This window comes from Burkholderia sp. IMCC1007, from assembly GCF_027257875.1.
Taxonomy (GTDB): domain Bacteria; phylum Pseudomonadota; class Gammaproteobacteria; order Burkholderiales; family Burkholderiaceae; genus Burkholderia.
The window spans coordinates 37,144-56,865 of record NZ_JAPVQY010000030.1; the positions used below are offsets into that span (position 1 = coordinate 37,144).

The 19,722-nt window shown below is 66.4% G+C and carries 18 protein-coding genes; 9 read left to right on the top strand and 9 right to left on the bottom strand.

Annotated features, from left to right (window positions below; translation table 11 throughout):
- Positions 1 to 23 precede the first annotated feature (23 nt).
- The gene (locus tag O1Q03_RS23535; RefSeq protein ID WP_269506423.1) at positions 24 to 1,133 is read right to left on the bottom strand and encodes an alkene reductase; all 1,110 of its coding nucleotides are present in this window, start codon (positions 1,131 to 1,133) and stop codon (positions 24 to 26) included.
- 361 nt (positions 1,134 to 1,494) lie between these two features.
- Here O1Q03_RS23535 and O1Q03_RS23540 point away from each other — a divergent pair, with 361 nt between their 5' ends.
- Positions 1,495 to 2,493 carry a LysR family transcriptional regulator gene (locus O1Q03_RS23540; RefSeq protein WP_442865827.1) on the top strand — a complete coding sequence of 333 codons (999 nt, stop codon included), beginning with the start codon at positions 1,495 to 1,497 and terminating at the stop codon, positions 2,491 to 2,493.
- A gap of 284 nt (positions 2,494 to 2,777) precedes the next feature.
- Here O1Q03_RS23540 and O1Q03_RS23545 read toward each other — a convergent pair whose 3' ends face one another.
- The 7 genes from O1Q03_RS23545 to O1Q03_RS23575 all read right to left on the bottom strand — a co-directional run bounded on the left by O1Q03_RS23545 (position 2,778) and on the right by O1Q03_RS23575 (position 9,530).
- Complete coding sequence (locus O1Q03_RS23545; RefSeq protein WP_269506424.1) at positions 2,778 to 3,449, bottom strand: MarR family winged helix-turn-helix transcriptional regulator; 672 nt, start codon at positions 3,447 to 3,449, stop codon at positions 2,778 to 2,780.
- A 110-nt stretch (positions 3,450 to 3,559) separates the two neighbouring features.
- Positions 3,560 to 4,507, bottom strand: coding sequence for an alpha/beta hydrolase (locus O1Q03_RS23550; RefSeq protein WP_269506425.1), 948 nt, complete (start codon positions 4,505 to 4,507; stop codon positions 3,560 to 3,562).
- Positions 4,508 to 4,512: 5 nt separating this feature from the next.
- Positions 4,513 to 5,340, bottom strand: coding sequence for an SDR family NAD(P)-dependent oxidoreductase (locus O1Q03_RS23555; protein WP_269506426.1), 828 nt, complete (start codon positions 5,338 to 5,340; stop codon positions 4,513 to 4,515).
- Positions 5,341 to 5,351: 11 nt separating this feature from the next.
- Positions 5,352 to 6,629: a Rieske 2Fe-2S domain-containing protein gene (locus tag O1Q03_RS23560; protein WP_269506427.1), complete on the bottom strand. Its 1,278-nt coding sequence runs from the start codon at positions 6,627 to 6,629 to the stop codon at positions 5,352 to 5,354.
- A 24-nt stretch (positions 6,630 to 6,653) separates the two neighbouring features.
- On the bottom strand, positions 6,654 to 7,955 hold the full coding sequence (locus O1Q03_RS23565; protein WP_269506428.1) for a Rieske 2Fe-2S domain-containing protein: 1,302 nt from the start codon (positions 7,953 to 7,955) through the stop codon (positions 6,654 to 6,656).
- Between the two features lie 36 nt (positions 7,956 to 7,991).
- Positions 7,992 to 8,990 (bottom strand): PDR/VanB family oxidoreductase, encoded by a 999-nt coding sequence (locus O1Q03_RS23570; RefSeq protein ID WP_269506429.1) that lies wholly within the window; start codon positions 8,988 to 8,990, stop codon positions 7,992 to 7,994.
- 36 nt (positions 8,991 to 9,026) lie between these two features.
- A complete protein-coding gene (locus O1Q03_RS23575) occupies positions 9,027 to 9,530 on the bottom strand; it encodes a bacteriohemerythrin (RefSeq protein ID WP_269506430.1) in 504 nt (167 codons plus the stop codon).
- A 315-nt stretch (positions 9,531 to 9,845) separates the two neighbouring features.
- On the opposite strand from O1Q03_RS23575, the gene O1Q03_RS23580 reads away from it, so the two are divergent.
- From O1Q03_RS23580 to O1Q03_RS23590, 3 genes are all read left to right on the top strand, one after another.
- A complete protein-coding gene (locus tag O1Q03_RS23580; protein ID WP_269506431.1) occupies positions 9,846 to 10,916 on the top strand; it encodes a porin in 1,071 nt (356 codons plus the stop codon).
- A gap of 335 nt (positions 10,917 to 11,251) precedes the next feature.
- Entirely contained in the window at positions 11,252 to 12,988 is a 1,737-nt protein-coding gene (locus tag O1Q03_RS23585; protein WP_269506432.1) for an AMP-binding protein, read from the top strand.
- Between the two features lie 33 nt (positions 12,989 to 13,021).
- On the top strand, positions 13,022 to 13,810 hold the full coding sequence (locus O1Q03_RS23590) for an enoyl-CoA hydratase/isomerase family protein (RefSeq protein WP_269506433.1): 789 nt from the start codon (positions 13,022 to 13,024) through the stop codon (positions 13,808 to 13,810).
- Positions 13,811 to 13,854: 44 nt separating this feature from the next.
- Here O1Q03_RS23590 and O1Q03_RS23595 read toward each other — a convergent pair whose 3' ends face one another.
- Entirely contained in the window at positions 13,855 to 14,772 is a 918-nt protein-coding gene (locus O1Q03_RS23595) for a LysR substrate-binding domain-containing protein (protein ID WP_269506434.1), read from the bottom strand.
- Positions 14,773 to 14,950: 178 nt separating this feature from the next.
- Between O1Q03_RS23595 and O1Q03_RS23600 the strand changes: the two genes are divergently transcribed.
- The 5 genes from O1Q03_RS23600 (at position 14,951) to O1Q03_RS23620 (ending at position 19,716) form a co-directional block, all read left to right on the top strand.
- Positions 14,951 to 15,649, top strand: a complete 699-nt coding sequence (locus tag O1Q03_RS23600) for a pirin family protein (RefSeq protein ID WP_269506435.1) — start codon at positions 14,951 to 14,953, stop codon at positions 15,647 to 15,649.
- Between the two features lie 49 nt (positions 15,650 to 15,698).
- A complete protein-coding gene (locus tag O1Q03_RS23605; RefSeq protein ID WP_269506436.1) occupies positions 15,699 to 16,112 on the top strand; it encodes a DoxX family protein in 414 nt (137 codons plus the stop codon).
- A 270-nt stretch (positions 16,113 to 16,382) separates the two neighbouring features.
- Positions 16,383 to 17,498, top strand: a complete 1,116-nt coding sequence (locus O1Q03_RS23610) for an alkene reductase (RefSeq protein ID WP_269506437.1) — start codon at positions 16,383 to 16,385, stop codon at positions 17,496 to 17,498.
- A gap of 140 nt (positions 17,499 to 17,638) precedes the next feature.
- Complete coding sequence (locus tag O1Q03_RS23615) at positions 17,639 to 18,658, top strand: cupin domain-containing protein (RefSeq protein WP_269506438.1); 1,020 nt, start codon at positions 17,639 to 17,641, stop codon at positions 18,656 to 18,658.
- Positions 18,659 to 18,810: 152 nt separating this feature from the next.
- Entirely contained in the window at positions 18,811 to 19,716 is a 906-nt protein-coding gene (locus tag O1Q03_RS23620; protein ID WP_269506439.1) for a LysR family transcriptional regulator, read from the top strand.
- Positions 19,717 to 19,722 lie beyond the last annotated feature (6 nt).

The following is a 19,722-nucleotide window of genomic DNA, read 5'->3' on the forward strand; positions in this document are numbered from 1 at the left end:
GCGGCCGGTGGCGACAACCTGTCTCATGCCGCGACGGGCTCCTCGGCGTAGGCCGGATAGTCCGTATATCCGGCGTCGGTACCGCCGAAGAAGGTCGCGCGGTCGTACGCGTTCAGCGGCAGCTTGCGACGCAGACGCTCCGGCAGGTCCGGGTTGGCGATGAAGTGCCGGCCAAACGCGACGAGATCGGCATCGCCGGTCTGCAGGATGGCTTCGGCGCTGTCTCCATCGAATCCGCCGGCTACGATGATGGGCCCGTGGAAGCGCGCGCGGAGCATCTTTGCGGCGACCGGGTTCTGGTCACGTGTCTCGTCCTCCGACGCACCGGCGATGCGCGGCTCGATGAGATGCAGGTATGCAATGCCAAGCGTGTCCAGCTCCGACGCGACGTAGGTAAACAGCGCGTGCGGGTCGCTGTCGGACATGTCGCCGAACGAGCCGCTCGGCCCCAGACGAACCGCGACCCTGTCCGCACCCCATATCGGGATGACGGCGCGCGCGATATCAAGCAGAAGACGCGCACGATTGGCGATCGGGCCGCCGTATTCGTCGGTGCGTTTGTTGCTGCCGTCCTGCAGGAACTGGTCGAGTAGGTAGCCGTTGGCGGAGTGGAGTTCCACGCCGTCGAAACCGGCCTTTACGCCGCGTTCCGCAGCCGCGCGGAAATGCTCGACGATGCCGGCAACTTCCCCGGTGGTCAGTGCGCGGTTCGGCGTGTTGGGGACCCAGCCGGCGTCGGTATGGGCGACGCCGCTGTGCGGCACTTCGGACGGACCCACGGGGCGTGCGCCATCGGGTTGCAGATCGGCGTTCGACTGGCGGCCCGCATGGTAAAGCTGCAGGAAGATCCGGCCGCCCTTCGCGTGCACGGCGTCGGTCACGACTTTCCAGCCCGCAATCTGGCTGTCGTCGTAGAGGCCGGGCGCGCCGAGATAGCCGTTGCCGTTCGGCGCGACGATCGTGGCTTCGCCGATCAGAAGCGCGCCGGGCGAAGTGCGCTGCGCGTAGTACTCCGCCATCAGCGGGCCGGGGCGAGCGCCGGTTTCGGCGCGCATGCGGGTGAGCGGGGCCAGAACGACGCGGTGCGCGAATTCATGCGGCCCGACCGCGATTTTTGAAAAGAGCTTGGACATTGTCATTCTCCACGACAGGGTAGTCGGAAAGGACCTGATGAACTTCGGCCGAACATGCCGACGACCGGCGACGTCTGGCGACAATGTAGAGGTCGACCGGCGCAAGAAAAACGGCCCGGCGGTTCACTCATCCCGGACCTGCGTGTCCGCAATCGCCGGGGCACGCCCGGCGGCCGCCGGCGTTCGGCGTGCCGGTCATTGTTCCGTGGGGGAGAATTGTTCTGTCCTTTTGCGTGGATTTATTCGCTGAACGTCGGCACCGATAATTCGAGCCATTCTGCGCGGCGCGCCGCGGTTCGAACCGTGACGCGGCTGTGTTCCGCAGGATCGAACCAAGACTCCTCTTTTTCGGAGATGCGCTGTGACGACCCAGATGGATACCGCCTCGCGGGATTCGATTCATCGCGACCTGTCCGCCGCGACCGGGCGCACGAGCGGCGCGATGGATCGCATGAGCGGCATCGCGATCTTCACCCGCGCGGCAGAGGCGTTGAGCTTTGCCGAGGCGGGGCGCCAGTTGGGGATCTCCGCGTCCGCTATCGGCAAGGCTGTTGCACGGCTCGAGGCGCGCCTCGGTCTTCGATTGTTTCATCGCAGCACCCGCAGTGTGCGTCTCACGCCTGAAGGCGAACTCTTTCTGGCGCGGTGTCAGCGCATCCTCGGCGAGATCGCCGACGCGGAGGCCGAGCTGGCCGTTTCGCGCGCGACACCCACGGGCCGCCTGCGCGTGAGCGTTCCGCTGGTCGGCATGCTGTTGATGCCGGTGCTGGCGGCGTTCATGCGCAGGTATCCCGAGGTGCAGCTCGACATCGACTTCAGCGACCGCATCGTGGATGTCATCGAGGACGGTTTCGACGTGGTTCTGCGAACCGGCGAGGTGGTCGACTCGCAACTGACCACGCGCACGCTCGGCCATTTTTCCCATGTCGTCGTGGCGTCGCCGGCGTACCTGGCCACGCATGGCACGCCGGTATCTCCGGAAGACCTGGCCGAGCATGCGTGCCTGCAACATCGCTTCCTGCGAACCGGACGCCTGCGGCCGTGGTCGTTCATGCGAGACGGTGCGCCGTTCGAGGTCGAGCTTCCTGCCACGGCAATCGCAAGCGCGGTCGGACCGCTCATCGCATTGACCGAGGACGGGCTCGGCCTTGCCAGCCTGCCGGACTTCTCGGTGCGCGCACAGCTCGCCAGCGGTTCGCTCGTGGCCGTGCTGCAGGACTTCACGGCAGACCGCATTCCGTTTCGCGCGCTCTGGCCGTCGGGGCGCATGATGCCGCCGAAGGCGAGAGTCTTCGCGGATTTTCTGAGCCAGCGCCTTTTCCCTGACACCGGGGAACGCGCGACATCGCTGCTCGCGTGAGTGCGTCATGACCATCAATCGGGTGAATCGAGAAGGAGCGAGAACGCCGCAGTGATCGGTCTTGCGCGATCGCAGGAGTTCGGGCCGTCCCGGGAGCCCGGGGCCGCATTCGTGATGGATTGCGGCTCGATCTGGATGGCTGTCGTCCCGACGTAACGAGGGCTCGTGTATCTGTGCTGGATTACGCGGCTGTTTCGCCACGCACCGCCGGAAGTGGCGATCTGAACGGGGCCGGCATCCGGTCCCGGTATTGGAAAAACCGCCGTGCCGGCCGGGCCGGCGAACTACTTGCGGCTGCGCGGCGCTCGCCTGGCTTTTGCCGGCGGCGGCGCGCCGTCGGCATCAGCGGCCTCCGGCGCCACCAGCTCTTCCATCAATGCCAGCATGCGCAGGCAGAATTCGTTGCCGGCCGAGCGCTCGGCTTCCGAAAAATGCGCCATCGCGGGGGCGATCGACGATTCGTTCGCCAGTTTCACGACGGCCTTGTCGACGACGTCGAGCCCTTTCCGGGTCAGGCGCACGATGAATCCGCCCGCATGGCCCGGGTCCGGTTGACGCTCCACCATCCCGAGGCTCGCGAGCCGGTCGATCTTCTTGGTGATGGCCCCCGACGTCACGAGCAGCGCGCGGTACAGATCGGTCGGCCGTTTCGCGTACGGGTGCCCGCTGCGGCGCAACGCGAGCAGCACCCGCATGTCCGACCCGCTGATGCCCCACATGCGTTGGCACATCTTGTCGAACGACTGTTCGACGAGCGTGCCGATCCGCATCAAGTAGATCGCCATCAGGAAATTCGACAGATCGAGATCGCTGTGCTCGTGCTGCCACTGCAGCGTGATGAGTTCGATCAGGCTGTTGCGCGGCAGACTCGCCTTCGGCCTCGATTCAGCCGGTGCCGACGGTGTTTTCGTGCCGGGTCGGCTGCGGGCGGGCTGCTTCGCGTCTGCGGTGCTCATCTTTATGGCTTCCTTGGAAGGGCATCCGCCCCGATCGATCGGGGCAGGTGCGACCGGCGTCGCTGCCGCCATTGTACGGAAGTTACCCGGTCGCACGTTCTTCTGTATCGCTACGCGGCCAGCACGGCGGTACGCAGCATGTCGGCGACCTGCCGCTGGGCCAATGCGGCGGCATCGACCTCGCCGCGCATGCCGTAGAACGTGTGCAGCATGCCCGCATAGCGCACGCAGGCCGTCGGTACGCCCGCCTCCGCGAGCTTGCGCGCATAGGCTTCGCCGTCGTCGCACAACACGTCGCACTCGGCGGTGATGACGAGGGCCGGCGGCAGGTCCGCGTGGCTGTTCGCATGGAATGGCGACAGCGTCCACACCGATGGCGACACGCCGTGATCGAGCGCGTACTCGCGAAACGCATGCGCGACATCCGCGCTGCGCTGCAGGAAGCCTTCCGCGTAAGGCGACTGCGACGCGTGGTGTTGCTCGGCGTCCGTGGCCGGATACACGAGCGCCTGCGCGAGAACGCGCGGCCGGGCATTTTCCCGCGCGAGCAGACACACGGCGGCGGCGAGATTGCCGCCGGCCGACTCGCCGAATACCGTCAGGCGCTCGGTCGGCAGCCCGTGCTCGTGCCCGTGCTCCGCGGCCCAGCAGGTGGCCGTCCATACGTCCTCGAGCGCGGCCGGGAACGGATGCTCGGGCGCGAGCCGGTAGTCGACGCTGATCACGGCCAGACCGGCGTCGTTGGCGAGGTGCCGGCACACGGCGTCGAAGCTGTCGAGATCGCCCATCCGCCATCCGCCGCCATGAAAGGCCAGCGCCACGCCGGCGGCGCCGTCGGGATGGTAGATCCGCACCGGAATGCCGCCGCCCGGGCCCGGAACCGCGACGTCGAAGACCTTGTCGATGCGCGGGCCGGGCGCCCGCGTGGCGGTGCGTGCGGCGATGCCGGCGCGTGCTTCGTCCGCGCTCATCTGTGCGAGGCTCGGCCGCCGGGCGGCCGACTCGGCGAGCGCGCGCAGCGACGGATGGAGCCGCTCGTACGGGGTGGGCTCTTTCATCGTGCTCATGGCGTGGGCGTTGCCGACGGGGCAAACGTGATCGCGGGAATGGCGGCCTTCACGCTGAGCCCGCCATCGACCGTGACGATCTCGCCGGCCATGTGCGCACTCAGGTCGGACGCGAGGAACAGCAGGTGTCCGGCGATTTCCGCCGGGGTGGCCGCGCGGCCGATCGGGATTGCGTCGCCGACGCGCGCCCAGGTCGCCGCATCCAGCCGCTGGTTCAGTCGCGGCGTGCGCACGAACCCCGGCGACACCGCGTTGATGCGCACGTTGTACGGCGCGTACTCGACGCCCGCGCAGCGCACGAGGTGATGCAGCGCCGCCTTCGAAGCCGCATACGCGACCTCGCTGGGTACCGCGCGATCGCCGGCGAGCGAGCCGACGAACGCGAACGTGCCGCCGCCGTCCGCCTTCATCATCTCCCCGCCGATCTGCAGCGCGAGATACGCATGACGCACGACGATGTCGAACTGCTGGTCCCACGATGCATCGTCGACGGCGGCCAGCGGCTTGATGCCGGCGACGCCGATGATGTCGACCACGCCGTGGATGCGGCCGAATTGCTCGCGCGCCGTGTCGAACACGCGCTGCATGTCGTTGCGCGACGTGGCGTCGGCCACGCACGGGATGCCGTCGACGGCCTCGGCGATGCGGCGGGCAAGGGTTTCGTCGCGGTCGACGCAGAGCACGCGTGCACCGGCCTGGGCGAGTGCGTAGGCCGTCTGCTCGCCGATGCCCTGGCCGGCGCCGAGCAGGACGAAACCGCGTCCGTCGAGGCGCAGCAGGGACAGGTAGTCCGGCGTGTGGCTGCGGGTGGAGTCGTTCGTCATCAAGGTTCTCCTTACGCTTCGGCGGCTTCGATGGTGTCGCGATGCGCGGGCAGCAGGTCCTGCCACGCCGCATCGTCGGCGAGTGTCCGGTCGCACGCGCTGACGCCGCGCAGATCGAGCCCGAGCGCGGGCGGCTGCTCGTCGTTCATCACACGCTTGACGGCTGCCAGCAGTGCGCGGCGCACCCGCACGACGGCCTGGTCGGCGGGCACCAGATGCTCGCGCGAGCGGTCGTAGAGCGGGCCCTGGGACAGCCCGATCGTCGCGTCCTCGACTTCGACGCCGCGCAGCCCGGTCCAGTTTTCCTTCATCCGCTCGCGGCTCTGGCCGAACGAATCGGCCCAGCTCGCGTTGAACGTGCAGTTCTTGCGATCGTAATACTTCGGGTCGTCGAGGCCCAGCAGCTCGATGATCTTCTCCTCGGTGACCGGCGATTCGCCGTGTACGACGATGTAGGTGCTCGTGTGCATGTCGTCTTCGGGCACTTCGAGCACGGTGAAGAGGAACGCCGGCGCGGGAATGATGCGACCGTACGGCACGATGAACGGCACGACACGCGCGTTGCGCACGCCCGGCTCGTCGGTCTTGCGCAGTGCGACATAGTGAAAGCCGAACGCCGTGTCCTCGATCTTCAGCGACGGCTCGAGGTCATTCGATGCGAGTGCGGCCGGATTCACGACGTCCGGATTGCGTGTAAACGAGTCGTCCTTCCAGCCCGGCCGCGCCATGTTGGTGTGCAGCACGCCGACGTGCGAGCTGTCCTCGCCGCCTTCGACCAGCTGCAGGTAGTTGCACGCGACATTGATGCGCAGCACGACGCGGTGATCGGGCGCCGCGTCCATGAACGCGTAGCGCGAGAACGCGGGCTCCAGTTCCTTCGGGCCGACGTAGGCCCACACGATGCCGCCCGCCTCGCGCACCGGGAACGCGGGTGCCGTCATCCGAGCCGCATACTTCGGGTCCGCATGGTTCGGTGTTTCCAGCACCGCGCCGGACACGCTGAATTTCCAGCCGTGATACAGGCAGCGGATGCCGCCTTCCTCGACGCGGCCGAGCGCGAGCGATGCGCCGCGGTGCATGCAGAGCTCCTCGAGCAGGCCGACCTGGCCGTTCGAGTCGCGGAACGCGACGTACTGTTCGCCGAGCAGGCGTACGCGCAGCGGTGCGCAATCGGGCGCCGGCAGTTGCGCGGACGTGCAGACCGGGTGCCAGTAACGCCGCATCAATGCGCCGCCGGGCGTGCCCGGGCCGACGCGGCACAGCATCTCGTTATCGTCGTGGCTCAACATATCGAACTCCTGTTTCGAATGGGGTTATGTATTGCGGTGCGTGCGTGCGCTCGAGGATGAAACGATCCGGTGATGCGGAACCAGCCGCCGCCAGTCGTCGCCGGGGCCGATCTCGCCGGACACGCCGATCGCGCGGCCCGATTCCGCGCGCAGCGCCGGAATGTCCTGCTGGTCGCGCGCCGCACGCGCACACGCGAGCAGCGTGCGATGAAGGCGGCTGATCGCGAGATCCGCCGTCGACAGCATTTCCCGCGACCGGTCGCGGATCGCGCCGCTCGAGATGCTGCACGCGGCGTCTTCCTGCGTGATGCTGTCGAAGCCGGTGAAGTGGCCGTCGCGCTGCGCGCGGCGATCCTGACGGTAGCCGTTGACGAACGACATCGCAGCCGGTGAGTCGCAGGTGTCGAGCGTCATTCCGTATTTGCGCAGCGTCGGCTCGTCGAGGCCGACGAACTGGAGCTGCGCGCTGCGCAGCGGTTCTTCGCCGACCGGCTTCTCCGCATCCCACCACACGTGGAAGAAGTAGCAGCGCTCGTCGTTGATCGGCACGGCGGCGAGCCACACGTCGCCGTTCGCGTTCGCGATGAAGCTCGGTGCGATGAAGGACGTGACGCGGGCGATGCGATTGTCTCCGGCCTGGCGGATCGCGACATAGTGAAAGCCGAAATCCGTCTCGTCCGCCTCGATCGTCGGAGCGGCATCGAACTGCATGTGCGTGATCTTCCCCGCGTAGTCCAGGTCCGAATCGTTGGTCCGGGCCAGCGCGGAGCTGTGCAGCACCGTGAGATGCGACGAGTCGACCAGCCCTTCGATCACCTGCACGAAGTTGCAGTTGACGATCGCGCAGGCGTTGATCCGATGGGCATCCGGCAGATCCATGAACGCGCGGTGCGGGAACGGCGGCGCGTTGCCTTCGGGGCCGAGGTAAGCCCACATCAGGCCGCCCGCTTCGCGTACCGGATACGTTCGGCCGCGGATGCGCGCCTTGAACTTCGGATCGGGAACGTTCGGCGTGTCGAGCACCGTTCCGTCCACCGCGAATTTCCAGCCATGATAGATGCAGCGCAAGCCGTCGCCGTCCGCGCGGGCGAGCTGCATCGACGCGCCGCGGTGCAGGCAGGCTTCGTCGTAGAGGCCGGGCCGGCCGTCACGGTCGCGCCAGACCACGAAGCGTTGCCCGAGCAACTCGATCGCTCGCGGGTCGCCGTCCGGCTGCGGAAGATCGGCAGACTGGATCACCGGCAGCCAGAAGCGGCGCATCGCATCGCCCATCGCGGTGCCCGGGCCGGTTCGGCACATCAGTTCGTTATCCTGCTTGGTCAGCATGTTGAGTTCCTCGTTTCAGTGTTCGGCGCGGTGGCATCAGAGTTCGAGCACCAGCCGCGCGGTCTTCGCACGCGAGCAGCACGGCATGAAGCTGTCGTTGCGCGCCTTCTCTTCGTCGGTGAGATACAGATCGCGATGGTCGGGCACGCCTGCGAGCACACCGGTCATGCAGGTGCCGCACACGCCTTGTTCGCACGACAGCGGCAGATTGAAACCCGCGTCCAGCAGCGCATGTGCGGCAGTCTGGCCGGCCTCCACCCTGATCACTTCGCCGCTGCTCTGAATTTCGATTTCGAACGGGCTGTCTTCGTCGGATGACTCGACAGGCGGCCCCGCGAAGTATTCGCGGTGCAGATGCGCTTCGTCCCACCCGAGCGTGCGCGCGGTCTGCAGGATGTGATCCATGAAGCCCGTCGGCCCGCAGACGTACAGATGCTTGTCGGCCGACGCCGGACCGATCGCGGCGCGGGCATCGAGGTGCTGGTCGGACGGGCCGTCGTCGACGTGAACCTGCACGCGCGTGCGGGGCGCGTCGATGGACGACATGCGCTCCACGCGGTCGACGAATGCCATCCGTGACAGCGAGCGCCCGCAGTAGTGCAGCGCGAACGGCCGGCCCTCGCGTACCAGCTGCTGCGCCATCGCGAGGAGCGGCGTGATGCCGATGCCGCCCGCGAACAGCAGCGAGCGCTCGGGGCCGCGATGCAGCGCGAAGTGGTTGCGCGGCGCGCTGATCGACAGCGTATCGCCGGCGCGCACGTCGTCGTGCAGGCTCGCGGATCCGCCGCGCGAGTCGGGGTCGCGCAGTACACCGATACGGTAGCGCGATGGCAGGTCGGGCAAGTCGTACAGCGAGTACTGCCGCACGATGCCGGAAGGCAGCTGCACGTCGATATGCGCACCCGCTTCGAAGTCTGGCAACCGGTCGCCGGATATCGGCGCGAGGTCGAAGCCGACGATGCCGTCGGCCAGCCACGTCTTCGCGGTGACGCAGACTTGCAGCGATGCGTTCGACGGGGAGATGTTCAGTTCCATGATGACCGCTCGTATGAAATGGAGGGCGCGCGTGCGTCAGGCCGCGACGGCAAGGCGGCGCCGGATGACGACCGGCGCCGCGCCCAGTTGTTGCTGAACGAGCCAGCGCGCGAGCCCCTGGTCCATCACGCGCACATGCTCGGGAAACCACCCGGCCAATGCGCGGGCAAATGAACGGACGACTTCCGGCCGCCCGTCGGCCAGTGCGGCGCGCACCTCGTCGGTCGACTGCAGCACGGCCGCGTGCTCGTCGATATGGCAGCCCGCGGACGCGTAGGCCGTCTCGCGCATCGCGGCATCCTCGTCCGCGAAATGGCTGCGCGCGTGCGCGGCAAAAGCATCGAGCGCGCGTCCGAGATCGTCGTCCGGCGTCATGAGCAATGCGTTCACGCATGCGACGAATTCGTGGTGCGTGTCGTCCATCGCGCCATGACCGAGCGCGTAGTCGTCGCTCCAGACGAAGCCGGCGGCTTCCGCCGGCGGCGGCACAGGCCCGTTTCGGGCCGCCGTACGATGATCTTCCGATGCCTTCATTCTCATGCCTCGCTCAATGAACTCGATCAGACGAATTATTGTTGTCTTCCACGGAAGATAAATTGTGGCGAACCGGAAGTCGAGGTAGGGAAAACTATGACGCCCGTTAGTTTCCTTCGATAGCCCCGTGTGCGGGGCGTGTCGGGTCAGCGTAGGGGTAACCCACGATCCGTCGATCGGTTGACATGGAAGATGCGAGATTACTATCTTCCATGGAAGAAGAGAATTACATGGAGGTTGAAAATGAGGCGGTGGAAAAATGGGTTTGGAGAAGGGTTGGTGCGCGGCAAGGCGATGTGTCTCGGACTTTCGACGCTAGCGATGTTGGCATCGGGAGCGTCATATGCGCAGTCGAGCGTGGCGCTGTACGGGATCATCGATACCGGCGTCGAATACATCACGAACGTCGGTCCCCAGAAGCAGAGCGTGGTCAAGGTGCCGCAACTCACCGGTTCGCTGCCGTCGCGATGGGGCATACGCGGCAAGGAGGATCTCGGCGGCGGCCTGAGCGCCGTCTTCGTGCTGGAGTCGGGTTTCTCGCCGGGGCAAGGGACGCTGAACCAGAGCGGCCGCCTGTTCGGCCGGCAGGCATACGTCGGGTTGTCCGGGCGCTGGGGCACGCTGTCGTTCGGTCGCCAGTATTCGCAGATCTACTGGGCGATACCGGGCGACACGATGGGGCCGAACATCTACGCGGCGGGGCTGCTCGACACGTATCTGGCACAGGCGCGTCTCGACAACACGATCGTCTACAGCATTACGGCGTCCGGCTTCACCTTCGGCGTCAGCTATTCGCTCGGGCGGGACGCGGTCGCGCCCGCGGCCGCCGGCGGATGCGCGGGCCAGTCGCCCTCCGATTACCGCGCGTGCAAGACGATCGCCGCAATGCTGAAGTACGAGTCGGACAACTGGGGCATCGCGACCGCGATCGACCGCAACAATGGCGGAGGCGGCACCGGCTCGCCGCTGCCGAGCAGCTCGCAGACCGACACGCGGGCCGTCATCGACGGCTATGTGAAGTTCGGCACCGCAACGATCGGCGGTGGCTTCCTGCACCGTATCAATCACGGAGAGCTCGCACCGGGCGTCGTCGATGCGAACAGCAACTACTGGTGGCTCGGCGCGACCTATCTGCCGGTGCCGAGCGTCGTCCTCGACGCGCAGTTCGGCCACCTCACCGTGAGCGGGCACGATGCCGGCGCGTCGGTCATCGCGGCGCGCGCGATGTACCTGCTGTCGAAGCGCAGCTCGGTGTATGTGACCGCGGGGCGCATCTTCAACCAGCGCAATTCCGTGCTGACGATCGATGGCGGCACCGCGGGCACGTCGTCGTGGCCGGCCGCCGGCGTGGATCAGACCGGCGTGATGCTCGGCATCCGTCATATGTTCTGAAGGAACGGCGCGCGCGTTGCGGCGCGTGCGCCGGTGATGATCATTGCCAGTTCGCACGACCGACGCGGGGGCTCGGCAAACTGCTTCCTTGGATGACAAATGCCGGAAGCGTGTGGTGAATCCGCGCAGGGTTCTACGCCATTCCATCGGAATGGAGTTCGAGATGTCCAGTTTTTCCCAAGAAAGATGGGATGTTTTGCGTATTTCATGTTCATGGAAGATCAGGCCAAGTTCGCATTGACGTCTTCCGGGGAAGATGAAATGATGGTTTACGGGAAAGGCGGCCGAGCGCCACGCACGGCGATCCTTGCGCCACCGAAACTCTGGAGACACGCATGAAGATGGAGACTGGAACACCCGGGCCGGGTGCCGACCCGACGCTGCCGGTCGGTGGGCTGTCCTACGTCCGGGGCATCACCGATTCCGCGTTGAGTGAACTCACGGTTCCCGCGCTGCTCGCCGATACGGTGAAGCGCCACGCACAACGCCCCGCGGTCGTGTTCCGCGAGCAGGGTGTGCGCTGGAACTGGCAGGCATTTGCCGACGAGGTCGATGCGATGGCGGCCGGCTTGCATGCAATGGGCCTGCGCCGGGGCGAACGTATCGGCATCTGGTCGCCCAACCGTTTCGAATGGACGGTCACCCAGTTTGCATCCGCCCGGCTCGGCCTGATTCTGGTCAACGTCAATCCGGCGTATCGGCTCGCGGAGCTGGAATATGCACTGAACAAGGTCGGCTGCAAGGCCATCGTTGCGCCCGAGTCGTTCAAGACGTCGCGCTACCTGGACATGCTGCAGACCCTTGCCCCCGAACTGCGGCACTGCGAGCCCGGCGAACTGCATGCGGCCCGGCTGCCCGCGCTGCGATGGGTGATCCGGATGGAGGATGTGCCCACCGCGGGCATGCTGACGTATCGGCAGGTGCTCGCGCGCGGCGCCGACGTGTCGAAGGACGAGCTCGATCGGATTGCCGCGACGCTCGACGCCAACGATCCGATCAACATCCAGTTCACGAGCGGCACGACCGGTGCGCCCAAGGGCGCGACGTTGACACACCGGAACATCGTCAACAATGCCCGCTTCGTCTCCGCGGCCATGAACCTGCGGGAAGCCGACCGACTGTGCGTGCCGGTGCCGCTGTATCACTGCTTCGGCATGGTGATGTCGGTGCTGGCGTGTACGGCGAGCGGCGCGTGCATGGTCTTTCCGGGAGAAGCGTTCGATCCTCTCGCCACCATGGCGGCCGTAAGCGACGAGCGCTGCACGGCGCTGCACGGCGTCCCGACAATGTTCATCGCGCAGCTCGATCATCCGGATTTCGCCCGGCACGATTTCTCCAGCCTGCGCACCGGCATCATGGCCGGCGCGCCGTGCCCGATCGAGGTGATGAAGCGGGTCGTCGCGAACATGCACATGACGGAGGTCACCATCGCCTACGGCATGACCGAAACCAGCCCGGTCTCGTTTCAGAGTGCGACGGACGATCCGCTCGACAAGCGCGTGTCGACGGTCGGTCGCATTCAGCCGCATCTGGAGTGCAAGGTCGTCGACATGGACGGGAACCTCGTGCCCGTCGGTCAGACGGGCGAGCTGTGCACGCGCGGCTACTCGGTCATGCTCGGCTACTGGGACGACGAAGGGCGCACGCGGGAATCGATCCGCGATGGCTGGATGCACACCGGCGACCTCGCGACGATCGACGCGGACGGCTACTGCAACATCGTCGGGCGCGTGAAGGACATGCTCATTCGCGGTGGGGAGAACGTCTACCCGCGCGAGATCGAGGAATTCCTCTTTCGCCATCCGAAGGTGCAGAGCGTGCAGGTGTTCGGTGTACCGGACCAGAAGTATGGCGAGGAGATCTGCGCGTGGATCGTGCTCAAGCCGGGCCAGGATGCGTCCGAGGACGAGATCCGCGCGTTCTGCCGCGATCAGATCGCGCACTTCAAGATCCCGCGTTATATCCGCTTCGTCGACGACATGCCGATGACGGTGACCGGCAAGGCGCAGAAGTTCGCGATGCGCGAAAGCATGATCCGCGAACTCGAGTCGCACGCACGCGGCACGAACTGAACCCCGCACCATCCCCCATCAAGGAGACAACACATGACATCCGTCCGTTTCGAGCGCCACGGCTCCGTTGGCCACATCGTGCTTGCCAACCCGCCGCTCAACCTGATTGCCGCGGCGTTTTCCGAACACCTGAGCGACGCGATTCACGCAGCCAGCGAATCGGATATCCGCGTGCTGCTCGTGCGCGCGGAAGGTCCGAACTTCAGCCAGGGCGGCGATATCCTCGACTTCATCGACAAGGAGTTCAACGCGTGGCGGACCTTCATCAGCGACATGCATCACAGCTATCGCAAGATCGAGGCGCTGCAGATTCCGACCGTATGTGCCGTGCGCGGCCGCGCGTGGGGCGGTGCATTCGAGCTGGCGCTCGCATGCGATCTGGTCGTGGCGGCGGAGAACGCGTCGTTCCGCTGCATCGAGCCGTCCGTCGGCACGATCCCCGTGTGCGGTGCCGTTCAACGGATCGCGGAACGGGCAGGGCCGGCGCGTGCGGCGCGCTACGTGATGTTGAGCGAGATCATGACGGGGGCGACGGCCGGTGATCTCGGCATCGCCGCATTCGTGGTGCCGGAAGGCGACGTGGAGCAAGAGGCGCTCGATCTGGCGAACCGGCTCGCGAACGGGCCGACGCGCTCGTATGCGGCGATTCGCGCGCTGCTGAAGGCCTGGGCGGCGGGCGGTGTGCCGGGCGCCGACCAGGTGGTGCTCGATCTCGGGATGCCGCTGCACAACACCGAGGACGCGCGGCGCGGACGGACGGCGCGCGTCGAGGCGATGAAGCGCGGTGTGGAGCCCGAACCGGTAGCCTTTTACGGCCGCTGATACGCGCACTTCGCGCGCAGGCCGAGCCGGTGCGGGAAGCAGCGCTATCGGGAACGATTCAGTGCTTCGAACCCTTCGACGAGCGCGTCGAGCAGATGACGAACGGCGGGGACCATCCCTCGCCGTGTCGGAAAGATCGCATGCACGAGCCCCGGCGTCGTGGAGAGTTCGGGCAGCAGATGCAACAACCGGCCGGCCTGGATGTCGGCCGTCACCAATTCCCGCGGCAGCAGGACGACACCGACGCCGCGCATTGCGGCTATCCGTAAGCTGGCTAGATCGTCGGTCACCAAGCGCGGCCGATGTGCAAAGGACATTTCCCGGCCGTCGGCCGAGACGAGATTCCAAACGTACTTCTCTGCGCCGCTGCCCATCGAGAGCGTCGGCCAGTCCTTCAGCGATTCGAGCGACGTCGGGGGCCGATGGCGTGCGACCAGCGCCGGGCTGGCGACCAGGATGTGTACCGACAGGCCCAACTGACGGACGGCCAGATCGGTGTTTTCCAGCGGCGGCAGCCTGACCCGCAGCGCGAAGTCCAGACCTTCCTCGACCACGTCCACACGGCGGTTGGTCGCGTCGACCCGCACCTGCACCTGCGGATTGCTTTCGATGTACCGCGCAAGGATTTCGGACACGCCGGAACTGAGTAGCGCGACCGGACAACTGAGGCGCACGGTGCCCTGCGGCTCGGCGCGTGTGCGATCGACGATGTCTTTCGCAGCGTGCGATTCCGCGACGAGCGCAACGCAATGTTGGTGGAACTGTCGGCCGGTTTCCGTTAGCGACAGACTGCGGCTCGTGCGATTCAGCAGTCGCACACCCAACTCGTCTTCCAGCGCGCGGATTCGCCGACTGAGCTTCGACGTCTGCGCGCCCAGGCTGCGGGCAGCAGCCGTAAAGCTTCCATGTTCGACCACTTCCGCGAATAGCCGGAGATCGTTGAGGTCGGTGATTCGATTCATGGACACGGCTCCACTGAGTGAGATCGTTCTGTCAGGAGCAATGATACGTTGCGAAGCAGGAGATATGCAGACGATCGTTGCGAAAATAGCATTCTCACATGGCTCGGCGCTGCACGGAGGTCGATGTGGCTGACCGGGAAACGGCTCGCGCGGCGAGCGACTGGAAAAGGACGGAAACATGCTCACCCATCGACGCTGGACATCACTGGACGCACGAGCCAGCGGCTGGCTGCGCGCGAAGCACCATTTCGCGGTCGGTGCGGACGGCAATCCCGAGCATCGCGCGTTGGGTCCGCTGATCGTCTGGAACGACGACGAGATTGCCGTCGGCGCGGGTTTTCCGATGCACGGCCATCGCGACATGGAAATCATCACGTATGTGCGTCAGGGCGTGCTCGGCCATCGGGACACGCTGGGCTCCGATGGAACGATCGACGCGGGCGACGTGCAGGTGATGAGTGCCGGCACGGGCATTCGCCATGCCGAATTCAATATGGGCGACATCCCGCTCAAGCTTTATCAGATCTGGCTGCTGCCGCGCGTACGCGGCGGGATGCCCGGATGGGGAACAAAGCGTTTTCCGAAGCACGATCGGTCCGGCCGCTTCGTCGTACTGGCGAGCGGCTTTCCCGACGACGAGGGTGCGCTGGCGATCCGTGCAGATGCGCGTGTGCTCGGCGCGACGCTGAAGGCGGGCGAGCAGATCCGGCAGCAATTGAGCGCGGCTCGCCGTGCGTATCTCGTGGTTGCGTCCGGAAGCGTGGCAGTGAACGGCGAACGCGTGGGGCCGCTCGACGGCGTCGTGATCGCGCATCTGGCGGCTGCAGACATAGCCGCTCTCGAAGATTCTGAGCTGGTGCTGGTGGACGCCGGCTGAGTGCCATTCCTTCTCAGTCCACCTGTTCATGTCATTTCAGGAGTTGATCGTGGATCGTTACAAGTTTCTTCCGTTGCTGGGCCGCATGCTGATCGGTGCGCCGTTTCTCATGAGCGGCTTGAGCAAGCTCGGTGCGCACGATGGAACCGTCGCATACATCGCGGCCGCGGGCCTGCCCGCACCGTCTCTCGCGTTCATCGCCGCCGTGCTCGTCGAGGCGGGCGGCGGCCTGTTGTTGATGTCGGGCTATCGCGCGCGCATCGTCGCGCTGGCAATGGCGGTCTTCTGCTTGGTCACCGCGGTGTTCTTCCATCACAACTTCGCGGACCAGAATCAGATGATTCACTTCCTGAAGAACGTGATGATGGCCGGCGGGTTGCTGCAGATCGCCTACTTCGGCGCAGGCGCGTTCAGCCTCGATGCGCGTGCATTGCGTGCGACGTCACGCACGGTCACGGCGTAAAGCGGACGACGCGACGGATCGAGTCGATCACCGGGCCGACCACCTGGATCGGCTCGCCCACGCCGGTGTCTCCAGCTCGTTGCCGCCGCGACGCGGGAAGTGCCGTGTCAGCTCCGTGCAGGCACCAGGCCCGCCTGACATGCCTCGGCGCATCCTCGCGTCGAGGCCGCTATTCCGCCCCGGAATGATTGCTATTGCCTCATGGCCTCTACCGAGCAAGCAACGGCAAAGCCAATATGGCCACACCCCATACCTTGTCAGGATGATGTCATGAGCAAGCTTTTCAGTCGTACGAGAGTCGGTCATTTCGATTTGCAACACCGCGTGGTTCTTGCTCCACTCACGAGAATGCGGACCGAGCCGGGCAACGTTCCGGGCGATCTCATGGTCGAGTACTACACCCAGCGCGCGACGGACGGTGGCCTGCTCATTTCGGACGCGACGGCGGTGTCGCAGCTCGGTATCGCGTACGTCGATGCGCCCGGGATCTACACCGACGAACAAGTCGACGGCTGGAGGCGAGTAGTCGACTCCGTTCATGCCAGGGGCGCGCGCATCTTCCTGCAGTTGTGGCACGCGGGGCGTCAAGCGCATCCCGCCAACACCGGCGGAATCACTCCGGTTGCGCCGTCGGCATTGCGTTCACTGGAGCATGCCGCGATTCGCGACGAGAACGGTCAGATCGCCGAGGCGGAACTGATCGTGCCGCGCCCGCTCGAAACCTGCGAAATACCCGCTATCGTCGAGCAGTTCCGTCGCGGCGCCGAACTTGCCAAGCGGGCCGGCTTCGATGGCGTGGAACTTCATGGCGCGAACGGCTACCTTTTCGAGCAGTTTCTCCTCGACGGCACGAACCACCGCACTGACGAATATGGCGGCTCGATCGAGAACCGCGCACGGTTCCTGTTCGATACGCTTGACGCGGTCGTTTCGGTTTGGGGGCCCGGGCGCGTCGCGGTTCGCCTTTCGCCGAGCGGGACCTACGGCACCATGTCCGATAGCGATCCGCATGCGACCTTCGGTCATGTCGCGGAACGCCTGAACGGTTACGATCTCGCGTACGTCCACGTGATCGAACCGCGTATTCGCGGCACGATGGAGCAGGCGACCACCGACGCGGATGTGTCCGCGAAGGACATCCGGCGAATCTATCGTGGCACGATCATTGCCGCCGGCGGCTTCACCGGCGAAACCGCGGAGCGGATCGTCGTGGATGGTCACGCGGATCTCGTCGCGTTCGGCCGGCTGTTCATCTCGAACCCGGATCTGCCGCAGCGGCTGCGTACCGGCGCCCCGCTCAATCGCTACGATCGAACGACGTTCTATGGGGGTGACGCGCGGGGCTATACCGATTACGGATCGATCTCCGAAGGCATTGCAGCCTGAGCGCATGCGCGGGCCGGGGAGTGCGATACCGGTATGGCTCGCGTGCGTCGCGTCCGCTTCCCGCGCGATAATTCCGATCGCAACCGGAAGCGGTCCGCCGCGTACAACGACCTTCACCGATCTGCCTCGCCGAATCCATCATGACGATCGACTCCGACTGGCTCAGCCGCTTCATGGCGCTCGTCACGGTCACGGGAAACCTCGAAATCCGTTGCGCGTTCGGTGCGCCGTGGGCCGTCGCCTACGAGCGCTCGCCGGCGCGCGAGATTCCGTACCACGTCGTGCTGCGCGGCCGCGCGATCCTCGAGAATCCCGAAGACGGCACGATGCGCGAACTCGGCAGCGGCGACATCGCGCTGCTGCCGCACGGCGCCCCGCACCTGCTGCACGACGGCAGCGGCCTGCCGCCGGTGCCGGCGGTCGCGCGGCCGGGCGGCCATGTGCTGATCGGCGAGAACGCGGGAACGGGCGAGCGGCTGGACATGCTGTGCGGGCGCTTCTACGTGGCGCCGCCGCATGATCGTCTGATCCGGCGCCACTTGCCACCGAACCTCGTCGTGCGTGCGACGCCGGACGGCGGCACGGCCGATCCGGCCGGCTCGCTCGACGCGGCCGCACGTCTGAGCGCGCTCGTGGAGCTGATGCGAGCCGAATCGCTCGCCCAGCAACTGGGGGGCATCGCGATCCTGAACGCGTTGTCTGCGGCCTTGTTCGCGCTCGCGCTGCGGGCCGTCAGTGAGTCGGGCCACGCGCCGGCCGGTCTGCTTGCGTTGGCCGGCCATCCGCGTCTCGCGCCGGCGATCGCTGCGATGCTCGACGATCCCGCGAAGCCGTGGACGCTGCCGGAACTCGCGGCCCGCTGTAGCATGTCGCGCGCGACGTTCATGCGTCACTTCCAGGCGAAGCTCGGGCACTCGGCGCTCGATCTGCTGACGGATATCCGGATGAGCGTCGCAGCGAATGCGCTGCGCAGGCCGTCGGCGAGCGTCGAGGCTGTCGCCGGCGATGTCGGTTACCAGTCGGTCTCGGCATTTCGCCGCGTGTTCACGCGCTGGATGGGCATGACGCCCGGCGATTGGCGGCGGCAGGCGTTCGACGGCGCGGCGCCCGCCGATCCGTCTGACAAACTGCACGGCGACGCCGCAGCCGGCGCCGGATAGAAGCGGCCCATGTGCGGGCCGCCGCGGTGTAGCGCAGAGCACGGTTCGCGGCGACAGGCATTATTGCCGCAGCCCGATGGGCCGGCGGCGCGCGCGACGATCGCGGCGTACTACAATTTGCGCCGACGCCCCCGAACCTGGAGATGCAGCCGATGGACCGCCTCGCGGCAATGGAAACCTACGTCAGCGTCGTGGAAGCCGGTTCGTTCTCGGCCGCGGCGAAGCGGATGAATCTCGGCCAGCCCGCGATCTCGAAGTCGATCGCGCAGCTCGAGGCGCGGCTCGGCGCGCGCCTGCTGCTGCGCTCGACGCGCGGGCTCACGCCGACCGACGCCGGCCAGCGTTTCTACGAACATGCGAAGCGCGTGATCCGCGAGGCGGATGAGGCCGAACACATCGTGCGCGATGCGTCGTCGAGCCTGTCCGGCAAGCTGCGCATCAGCGCGGCCGTGTCGTTTACCTGCCTGCATGTGCTGCCGCTGCTCGACACATTTCTGAGCCGTCATCCCGATCTGGAGATCGACCTCGTGCTCGACGACCGCAACATCGATCTGCTGGAAGAGGGCACCGACGTCGCGCTGCGCATGGGCACGCTGATCGACTCGTCGATGATCGCGCGCCGCATCGCACGCAGTCCGCGGCTCGTTGTCGGCACGCCCGCGTATTTCGAGCGGGCCGGTGTGCCGAATGCGCCGGCTGAACTCGCGCGCCACCAGGCGATCGTCTATTCGCAGCGCGGCGGCGGGGAAGCGTGGTCGTTCAGCCGCAATGGCACCGAAGTCGCGGTGGCCGTGTCCGGCCGGTTGCGGGTGAGCGCGGCCGAAGGGATGCGGACCGCCGTGCTGTCCGGCATGGGGCTCGCGGTCGCGTCGCGCTGGATGTTCTCGCCGGATCTCGCATCGGGCGCGGTGCAGGCCGTGCTGACCGATTGGGAATTGCCGCCGATCGACCTGTGGGCCGTCTTCCCGGCCGGCCGGCTCGTGACCGCGCGTGCGCGCGCTTTCGTCGAATTCGTCGAGCAGGTGCTCGCCGGGCAGGACGTCGCGCCGGCGGCCTGAAACCGT